The following is a 9668-nucleotide window of genomic DNA, read 5'->3' on the forward strand; positions in this document are numbered from 1 at the left end:
TTATACATTTTCCTAATTCTAATTGCCACTAACTATTGGATAGCAGTAATAAACATACGGTTTATTGTCGATACTAACAGATAACCGTAATCGGACTAACGAATATACTATATAATCAAATCAAAATACTATACATCTCCCACATAAATTATTCTAATCAAAAACCACTTCCAGAAGCTCTACTTCCAGCAAGCAGATGCAATCCGCCCACAAGATTCCGCCAGCATAACAACAAAGGGTGAGGCAGTTCTGAAAACAATCAATAACAATTAAGCCGTTTAACAATCAACAACTAACAATCAGCATCCAAATTATTCCAATCAAAAAGCCCCTCCAGAGCTTTTGCTGCTGCTGCCCCCTTCTTAACCCCCTCCCCTCCAGCATCACCACAATTTCTGCCGAACTACAAATAAGCTTGTAATTTAACTATCTTTGCGGCGGCGCTGGCGCAGGCTTCTGTGGTGGCTGCCTAACCAAACGAATTACGCCCTGTTCACCTGCCTCTGTGGGCGACAGGTACAAAATATGCCGCCCGAAAAGCCGTTTTCCTGCCGCAGCAGCTACCAGAAAATGGCCACAAAGGGAGCAACCAGCTTTATGAAGACTTATCTCCGGATACTACAGTACGCAAGGCCCTACAGCCGTTTTGTGCCGCTTTATACCTTGTTCACTGTTCTGGGCATCGTGTTCGGCCTGTTCAACTTTGCGCTCATCATGCCGCTGCTCAACGTGCTCTTCGGCACGATCGGGGCCGAAGACGCCACCATTATGGCAGCCGAAAAACCGGAGTTCCGCATGTCGGTGGAGTATATCGCCGATTTCTTTAACTACTATTTCGGGCAGGTTATCCTGGAGCGGGGCCGACAGGGGGCGCTGGTGTTTGTGTGCACGGTACTCATCGCCTCGGTTTTTCTGGCGAACCTTTTCCGCTACCTCGCCTTCCGGGTAATCGGGGCGCTGCGGGCGCATGTGGTGCAGAAAATGCGGCAGGATGTATACAAGCGCGTAACTGAACTGCAACTGGGCTACTTCTCGAACGAGCGCAAAGGCGACCTCATGACGCGCCTGACCGTGGACATTCAGGAAGTGGAAAACTCGGTGGTAAACACGCTCACCGTTATTGTGCGGGAGCCGATCACAATCATCGCCTTCTTTGTCGTGCTGTTTACCATGTCGGTTAACCTGACGCTCTTCACGCTGCTGCTGCTCCCGATTTCGGGTGGTATTATTGCTGGCATCTCCAAACGGCTGAAACGCAAGGCGCAGCAAGGGCAGGAATCTTTAAGCTTTATCCTGACGATAATTGACGAAACGCTGAGCGGCATACGTGTTATCAAAGCCTTTAATGCCGAACCTTTTATCCTGAACAAATTCAACGGCCAGAACAACCGCTACGCCGACATACAACGCTCCATTGCTTATAAGCGCGATCTGGCTTCTCCGCTGTCGGAGTTCCTGGGCGTAACTGTGGTGGCAGGTCTGTTATATTATGGCGGTATGCTGGTGCTCACGCAGCAGTCGGAGCTGGGGCCGAGCGAATTTATTACCTATATCGTGCTTTTCTCGCAGGTGCTGGTGCCGGCCAAAGCTATGTCGTCGTCGTTCAGCAACATCCAGCGGGGCCTGGTGTCGGGCGACCGGGTGCTGAAAGTGATCGACACGATGCCCGAGATTAAGAACAAACTGGGGGCCCAGGAGCTAAAAGCCTTTGAGCAGGAGATCGAATTCCGGAACGTGAAATTCGGCTACGAGAACAGCACGGTGCTGGAAAACATCAACATTACCATTCCGAAAGGTAAAACAGTGGCATTGGTAGGCCCATCGGGTGGCGGCAAGTCTACACTGGCAGACCTGATCCCGCGTTTCTACGACCCTACGGCCGGACAGATCCTGATAGACGGGCACGACATCCGCGACTACACCATGGAATCGGTGCGGGACAAGATGGGCGTGGTAACCCAGGAGTCGATTCTTTTCAACGATACCATCTTCAGCAACATCGCCTTTAACAAAACCGACGCGACGGAAGAAGAGGTAATAGCCGCCGCCAAAATAGCCAACGCCCATGATTTTATCATGCAAACGCCCGACGGCTACCAGACAACCATCGGCGACAGGGGCAGCAAGCTCTCCGGGGGGCAGCGCCAGCGCATCAGCATTGCGCGCGCCATCCTCAAAAATCCGCCCATCCTGATCCTGGACGAAGCCACCTCCGCCCTCGACACCGAATCGGAGAAGCTGGTGCAGGATGCCCTCACCAACCTGATGCGTAACCGTACTTCCGTGGTGATAGCGCACCGACTGAGCACCATCCAGCATGCCGACGAGATACTGGTATTGCAGAAAGGACGCATTATAGAACGGGGCACACACGAGCAGCTTGCCGATTCAGGAGGACTTTACGCCCGGCTGATCCAGATGCAGCTTGCATGAGCAAATGCAGCGACCCAAACACAGGTACTGGGTTGAGCAATAGGGGTTTTATACAAAAGTCATATTTTTTTTATAATTTTGCCAAAAGTATGATTTCGCACCCAAACCCCGCATTGCCCTATGAAAGCATTAAAAACAATTCTAGATCTGGTGGTGATTGCCTATGTTTTAATGGTTATTTTACTTCTGACATCCTTGCTAGATGCCGCCACGTTCTTTAACCTCTCATCCGAAGCGCAGCTGCATAGTCTTTATAAAGTTCTATTGGGCACTGGCTCCGTTCTGCTGCTGGCCAGATTATGGCTCGGATGGCTGATTATGGCAGACAAACAGCACAACCTGCACAAGGCACAGCTGAAAATAAACGAACTGAAAGCCGAGCTGTATGAAAAACGGCAGGCCTACCGCAACATTAACCACCGCCCTTATACGATGAAGGAGTGGCAAACAGCAGAAAACTAAACACCTTACATGATCACAACAATTCTGGCAGAGCTTGTGCAGGCACAAAAAACACTGGCCGCCTTTATCGCTGACACGTCTAACACTGCAGCCGTAGAGCAGGCAGCCCTGTTGATGGCACAATCTATCAGGTCGGGCGGAAAAATTCTGTCCTGCGGCAACGGCGGCTCCATGTGCGATGCCATGCACTTTGCCGAAGAACTCACCGGCCGCTACCGCCACGACCGCAAAGCACTGCCAGCCATAGCCATTGCCGATGCCAGCCACATGAGCTGTGTGAGCAACGATTATGGCTACGACGCTGTTTTTTCGCGCTACGTAGAAGCGCTGGGCCAGCCTGGCGACGTGTTGCTGGCCATTACCACCAGCGGCAACTCCGGCAACATACTCAAAGCTGCAGAAGCCGCGCGCGCTAAAGGCATGAAAGTAGTAGGCCTTACCGGCAAAGACGGCGGCAAGCTCGCTCCCCTCTGCGATGTAGAAATACGCGTGCCACACCAGGGCTACTCCGACCGGGTACAGGAAATCCACATCAAGGTTATCCATATCCTGATCCTGCTCCTGGAGCAGCAGCTAGTAGAGCAAACCACCTTGTAGCAGCATCAGCAGTAGCAGAACCTCCGGAGGGGCTTTTCCATTAGCATAATTTATATGCTACCGGAAAAGCCCTTTTGCTTTTGATGTTCTGGCAAGTCACCACCCAAAAGAGCCACCTCGCCCTAAAGGCCATTAGAGCTGCGCAAATTACAAAATTAGACATTATGATGGCGCGAGCGTCCTCGTTCGAGACGGCTACTCCCCGGCCTCTGGCCGCTTTGAAGCTCTTTTGCAGGGGCACATAATTCAAAAAAATAAATTGGAGGAGCACTAACCATTCTGTCGCACGCCACCCTCTCCCGGAAACCCAATACAACCTATGCGCCTTGCGCACTATTTTACCTGGAGCGGCTGATGAAAAATTCTGCCGCTATTGTTCATGTTTATGCCAATCAGAAAACGGTATCTGCCATTGCCGTTCTTCCAGCCCGGCATCTGCCTGTAAGCCAACTTATAAGATTCAAAAATTTATATTTAAAATTAAAACTATTAAAGACAAAAAGGGTATATCTCATCATAACTATTTAATAATTAATCATTTAAAACATGAAGAAAATATTTATCTTAATCGTAACTGTATTTTTTTTCACGGCATGTGAAAAAGAAGATACAGAGCTCAATCAGCCTCTTCTGACGGCAGAACAAAGCGCTGATGCACGATCTTATGCATCGTATCAGGCGCAGGCCCCTCTCTCTGGCGCTGAAGAAGTTCCGCAGCGCGAGACGCGTGCACGCGGAGTGGCTACCTTTCATCTGAATAAGGCTGGAAATGAACTGAGGTTCCGTTTAAATGTGGCGAATATAGAGAATGTAGTGGGCGCACATATACATATAGGTGCACCGGAAGTTAATGGCCCGGTTGTAGTACCTTTGTATGCGGCTCCAGCTGGCGGAGGCCGGTTTAACGGCACTTTAGCGGAAGGCGTAATTACAGCGGCCGATTTAACAGGTCCTCTCGCTGGCCAAAGTCTTAGCGATCTTCTGGATGCCATACAAAGCGGAAACACCTATGTAAATGTTCATACCAACGATGGTGTGGCTCCAACCAACACGGGCCCTGGTGATTTTCCTGGTGGGGAGATAAGAGGACAACTAAAAGCGAACTGGTAAGAAGCTGCATAATCTATTACCCCCTCGCAAAGAAATCTATTTACCTTAATAGAGAAACAAGCGGCATAACAGTACACGAGCTTGTCCGGTTATTACTTTAGCTGTTGCTTATAGAATCTGAAAAGTTCTTGGCAGCGCAAAAAATAATAACCCGACAAGCTCGTATTTTTGTAGCATAAAAAATATTCAGAATCAGCAACTTTTTAGCCACTGATTACAGTTAGATGAAAAAATCAAAGACCTGCTGCTCTTGCCGTTGCTCAGTTAATACGGAAGCGAGCATGGTCACCAACAGCACTGGTAGCAGCCTGGCCTGCCCAGGGAAATTATCTTGACAGTAAATTATGCTCATTAAAACATTCGGAAGCGCCGTACAGGGCGTAAACGCTTACACCATTACAGTAGAAGTAAATGTAGGCGCTGGCGCCAAGTACTACGTGGTCGGTCTGCCAGACAATGCCATTAAAGAAGGAGAACAGCGCATAGATTCGGCGCTGAAGCACTATGGCTTCCGCATGCCGCGGCAAAAAGTAGTAGTGAACATGGCGCCGGCCGACATCCGCAAAGAGGGCTCCGCCTACGACCTGACCATAGCTTTGGGCATACTCGCCTCTTCGGGCCAGATGGAAGCAAGCCGGCTTTCGGACTACATTATCATGGGCGAATTATCGTTAGATGGTTTGCTCAGGCCCCTGAAAGGGGTGCTGCCCATTGCCATACAAGCTCGCAAAGAAGGTTTTAAAGGATTTATCTTGCCGGAGCACAACGCCCGCGAAGCCGCCATAGTTAACAACCTGGACGTAATAGGCGTTGCCAACCTGCAGGAGGCGGTGGAGTTTCTGGATGGCAAACGACACATAGAGCCGACCATCGTAAACACCCGCGAAATTTTCGACAACAGCGCCGACAGGTACACCGCCGACTTTGCCGACGTGCAGGGGCAGGAGAACATCAAGCGGGCGCTGGAGATAGCGGCAGCCGGTGGCCATAACGTGATCATGATCGGGCCTCCTGGCGCCGGCAAAACCATGCTGGCCAAGCGCCTGCCCTCTATCCTGCCGCCCCTGTCGCTTTTCGAAGCGCTGGAAACGACCAAAATACATTCCGTTGCCGGCAAGCTGGGCACTGCTGCCTCTCTTTTGTCTACGCGGCCTTTCCGGTCGCCGCACCACACCATTTCAGATGTGGCACTGGTAGGCGGAGGAGGCGTGCCGCAACCCGGCGAAATCTCGCTTTCGCACAACGGCGTGCTGTTCCTGGATGAGCTTCCGGAATTTAAGCGCACCGTGCTGGAGGTAATGCGACAGCCTTTGGAGGAGCGCCGTGTCACGATCTCCCGCGCCAAAACCTCCATCGATTTTCCGGCCAATTTTATGCTGATCGCCAGTATGAACCCGTGCCCCTGTGGCTATTATAATCATCCCGACAAAGAATGTGTGTGTGGCCCCGGCATTGTGCAGCGCTATCTCAACAAGGTAAGCGGCCCCTTGCTCGACCGTATAGACCTGCACGTAGAGGTAACGCCCGTCACCTTCGACCAGATGACCTCTACCCGAAAGGCCGAAGAGAGCAGCACGATCCGCGAACGGGTGGTAACGGCACGCGAGGTGCAGCGCGACCGGTTCGAAGGCTTCGACTCGATCCACTCCAATGCCATGATGCCTTCGCAAATGGTAAAGGAAATCTGCCAGATAAACGAGGCTGGCCGAGCGCTTCTTAAGACGGCCATGGAACGCCTGGGCCTGTCGGCCAGAGCCTACGACCGCATCCTGAAAGTGAGCCGGACCATTGCGGACCTGGCAAAAAGCAATGAAATAAAAATTGAACACCTGGCAGAGGCCATCCAATACCGAAGCCTGGACCGTGAAGGCTGGGCCGGTTAAGAGCCACACCACAACAAACTAAAGGTCAGCAAATTATCAGGAGCCGTAGCAGCCAACGCTACGGCTCTTTTTTTTGAAAAATTAATTTTTCTGCTCCCGGAGCAGCTCCTTACAGCCCGAAAAAGATAATTTTTTCTATACTTTCCTTTGGCTTGCCCGTATTAGGCTATCAGCAGGCATAATTCGAATAAGGAAGCCTGAGTACCCAAACTAACAAAAAACAAGATTATGAAAAAGACTATTCTATCTCTGGTATTTGTTCTGGCAACCATTGTTGCCGTACAAGCACAGTCGCCTCGTATTGGCGTACGAGCAGGCGCGAACCTGGCCGGGTTCGAAGGCGAAGATAACGATGCCTTTGAGAGAAGATGGGGATTCCATGCGGGCTTAACAACTAACTTCGGTATTATTGAAGATTTCTTAATGATACAGCCCGAAGTACTTTACACGCAGAAGGGCGCCAAAACAGAAAACGATGCTTTTAAGCTGCGCGCCAGCTACATTGAAGTACCTGTTCTGGGGCGGATTAACGCAGGGCCGCTTTATTTTGAGCTTGGGCCACAGGTAGCTGTCAGGATAAGCGAAAAGGCGGAGTTTGACTCATCCGCAGGCTCCATAACTTTTGATCCTGACAACCTCCGCCGCACGAACTTTGGCTATGCGGCAGGTGTAGGTTTAACGGCCACCCCGCTGGGCATAAGCCTGGGGGTGCGATACAACTCTGACTTCTCTAAAGCTATAGACGCGGACGGAAATAATCCAAATCTAAGAAATTCCGTATTCATGTTAACAGCTGGCTTTGCACTTCCGACGCGCTAAACCGCAACATCCATTAGTACAAAATAAAACTTATTACAGCACCCGGCCTCTAAAGGGCCGGGTGTTTTTGTGTGCGGCCTAAACACGAATACCATTAATAATCAGCATGTTTCAAAGAGCCAGCACGTATATCGCCTACTTCTATATAGAGCAGCGCCATATTGTGGCTCATTTATTGCAACAGGCCAGATAACTACTCTTTTTACTTCCCGAACCAAAGGATTTGGAATTCAGATATCAATATATATAAATTTATACTTTATCAACATTGCTTACAAGCTTCCTTTCAGGAAGGGACGTATAAGGGTTTACCTAAAACATTTTACAATTATGAAAAAATTACTCTTAGTATTCTCTATTATGTTGTCTGCCTTCAGTTTTGCACAGGCACAGACTGCCAGTTTCGGCATCAGAGGCGGCGCCAACATAACCAACCTCTCCGGCGATCTGCAAAATGAAGACTTATTTAAGAACAAGATCGGTTTTCATGCCGGCGCTACCTTAAACTTCCCCGTCATCGGCAACTTCCTGTCTATCCAGCCGGAGCTGCTCTACTCTGTAAAAGGCTTTAAGTACGACGAAAAGGTACCGGTGCTGCTCGGCCTGGGAAATCCTGGCTACCGCGAAGGCCATGTTAACTACAATTATTTAGACCTCCCTGTTCTGGCCAGGATAAAAGCAGGCCCGCTTTATTTCGAGGCCGGTCCGCAGGTGGCCTACCTGCTAAGCGTAAGCAACGAAGTGAAAACCTACAATAGCAATGGTACGCTCGTGAGCGAAACCACCCGCCAGAAAAGCAAAGAAGGCTTGTCTGACTTTGAGGCAGGCTATGCCGCCGGTATCGGTTTGGCAGCTAACAACGGCATCAGCTTTGGCGTGCGCTACAACGGCAACTTCAGCGATTTTGTAAAAGAAGACGTGAACTTTGGAGGTGATGTATCGAATGCGCGCCACTCGGTGATCATGGTAACGGTAGGATTTACCATAGGAGGCAAGTAAATTTACTTCGGTTTGAAAAAGCCAGCCCTGCTTAGCGCAAGGCTGGCTTTTTTGTTTTCTCCGCACTGGCAGCAGCAGCAAAGGCTCCGGAGGGCCTTTTTCATTAGAATAATTAGTTTAGTGTGCTAATGGTTTAATGTGCTGATGTGCTAATTGTTCCATTTGGGGATTTGAAGATGAGAAGATTTGGATATGAAGAACCTAAACAAGCTATTAAAAAAATTCCAGTCCCTGGCTTGAGGCGCCGGGGGAAGGGGCCCTCTATTTGAGAGGTCCGGTGCCACGTTAGTGGCAGCCTGAGCGTTAGCGAGTCTAAAAGGGGCCCCTGCACCCCTGGCAGGAGCGAACACAGCGCCGATGGCCAGGGACGGAGGCCTCGCTTTTATAGGGCCCCTTCCCCAGCCGTGAGCGCTCGGAGCCTCACCTATACAACAAAACAGACAGAAGGCCTCGCAGCGAGCAGCAGCAGGACATTACTTGTTTGCCAGGCAGTAAGCCGGCGGTGGCAGTACTATGGCAAGCACAGCAGGCGCAGGCAACTAACTTTTTCGGGCGGGCGCAGTACAAGAGGAAAGCCGCTGTTTGCGGCTATACACAACACCTATATTGCGTTACCCATGAAAAACAAAATCTTATTGCTCCTGTTGGTACTGAGCCCGGCACTGGCAGCGCAGGCACAATACTTCCGGTTTGGAGGAAAAGCAGGAGGCGGGGTGGCCGGTGCAGTAGGAGAGCATGCCCCCTCTGACCAGGTTAACCGCTATGCCAGCCTACATGCCGGCCTCATCGCCGCATACGATTTCGCCTCTCCTGTAACGCTCCACTCCGAACTGCTCTACAGCAATAAAGGCTTTACCTACAGCACCTACGAGGTGAACCAGACCGAGGCTTACGCCGGCGACCTGCGCATGAATTACCTCGAACTCCCTCTTCTCCTAAAACTCAGGGCAGGAGGCTTGTTTGCGGAGGCTGGCCCCTATCTTGGTTACCTGATCAGCACCAACAGCGACGTGAGCCGGATTAATAGCAGCACGGCGGGCAGTGCCAACCCTCAGATACTGGGCCATCAGGAGTTTGAAAGAAGCGAATTCCGACCGTTCGACTACGGCTATGCCATAGGAGGCGGGCTTGCTTTCGAAAATGGTTTTTTCCTGGGTATTCGCCACACATCCGGTCTTCGTTCTTTCTCCAGCCAGGATCTTAACATGCGGAATTCCGTGTGGCAGGTGTCTATCGGGTACCTCCTGCCTGGCATACTTTAGGGCTGCGCCTGGTATTAAATTAGAAATGATGTCAGATATGCATTCTGGTAGAAAGCGTAAAGCTCTTCTAAATATAAAATCTGAGGAGCACCAGTATCCCCAA

At 50.6% G+C, this 9668-nt stretch carries 8 protein-coding genes; all 8 read left to right on the top strand.

Features of this window, described 5'->3' with window-relative positions; genetic code table 11:
- The first annotated feature begins 597 nt into the window (after positions 1-597).
- The 8 genes from FJM74_RS21790 (at position 598) to FJM74_RS21825 (ending at position 9565) form a co-directional block, all read left to right on the top strand.
- Positions 598-2433 (top strand): ABC transporter ATP-binding protein, encoded by a 1836-nt coding sequence (locus FJM74_RS21790; protein WP_187264768.1) that lies wholly within the window; start codon positions 598-600, stop codon positions 2431-2433.
- Between the two features lie 120 nt (positions 2434-2553).
- Positions 2554-2895, top strand: a complete 342-nt coding sequence (locus FJM74_RS21795) for a hypothetical protein (RefSeq protein WP_187264769.1) — start codon at positions 2554-2556, stop codon at positions 2893-2895.
- A gap of 9 nt (positions 2896-2904) precedes the next feature.
- A complete protein-coding gene (gene lpcA / locus FJM74_RS21800; RefSeq protein WP_187264770.1) occupies positions 2905-3492 on the top strand; it encodes a D-sedoheptulose 7-phosphate isomerase in 588 nt (195 codons plus the stop codon).
- A gap of 546 nt (positions 3493-4038) precedes the next feature.
- Positions 4039-4602, top strand: coding sequence for a CHRD domain-containing protein (locus FJM74_RS21805; protein WP_187264771.1), 564 nt, complete (start codon positions 4039-4041; stop codon positions 4600-4602).
- A gap of 344 nt (positions 4603-4946) precedes the next feature.
- A complete protein-coding gene (locus tag FJM74_RS21810; RefSeq protein WP_187264772.1) occupies positions 4947-6485 on the top strand; it encodes a YifB family Mg chelatase-like AAA ATPase in 1539 nt (512 codons plus the stop codon).
- A 228-nt stretch (positions 6486-6713) separates the two neighbouring features.
- Positions 6714-7304: a porin family protein gene (locus FJM74_RS21815; protein WP_187264773.1), complete on the top strand. Its 591-nt coding sequence runs from the start codon at positions 6714-6716 to the stop codon at positions 7302-7304.
- Between the two features lie 330 nt (positions 7305-7634).
- Positions 7635-8303 (top strand): porin family protein, encoded by a 669-nt coding sequence (locus tag FJM74_RS21820; protein ID WP_187264774.1) that lies wholly within the window; start codon positions 7635-7637, stop codon positions 8301-8303.
- A 617-nt stretch (positions 8304-8920) separates the two neighbouring features.
- Positions 8921-9565, top strand: coding sequence for a porin family protein (locus FJM74_RS21825; RefSeq protein WP_187264775.1), 645 nt, complete (start codon positions 8921-8923; stop codon positions 9563-9565).
- The last annotated feature ends 103 nt before the right edge of the window (positions 9566-9668 follow it).

Source organism: Pontibacter beigongshangensis (assembly GCF_014332515.1).
GTDB lineage: Bacteria > Bacteroidota > Bacteroidia > Cytophagales > Hymenobacteraceae > Pontibacter > Pontibacter beigongshangensis.

Coding starts and splice junctions, on each gene's coding strand:
- FJM74_RS21820 (WP_187264774.1), top strand. CDS start 7,635: ATGAAAAAATTACTCTTAGTATTCTCTATTATGTTGTCTGCCTTCAGT.
- FJM74_RS21805 (WP_187264771.1), top strand. CDS start 4,039: ATGAAGAAAATATTTATCTTAATCGTAACTGTATTTTTTTTCACGGCA.
- FJM74_RS21810 (WP_187264772.1), top strand. CDS start 4,947: ATGCTCATTAAAACATTCGGAAGCGCCGTACAGGGCGTAAACGCTTAC.
- FJM74_RS21815 (WP_187264773.1), top strand. CDS start 6,714: ATGAAAAAGACTATTCTATCTCTGGTATTTGTTCTGGCAACCATTGTT.
- FJM74_RS21825 (WP_187264775.1), top strand. CDS start 8,921: ATGAAAAACAAAATCTTATTGCTCCTGTTGGTACTGAGCCCGGCACTG.
- FJM74_RS21790 (WP_187264768.1), top strand. CDS start 598: ATGAAGACTTATCTCCGGATACTACAGTACGCAAGGCCCTACAGCCGT.
- lpcA (WP_187264770.1), top strand. CDS start 2,905: ATGATCACAACAATTCTGGCAGAGCTTGTGCAGGCACAAAAAACACTG.
- FJM74_RS21795 (WP_187264769.1), top strand. CDS start 2,554: ATGAAAGCATTAAAAACAATTCTAGATCTGGTGGTGATTGCCTATGTT.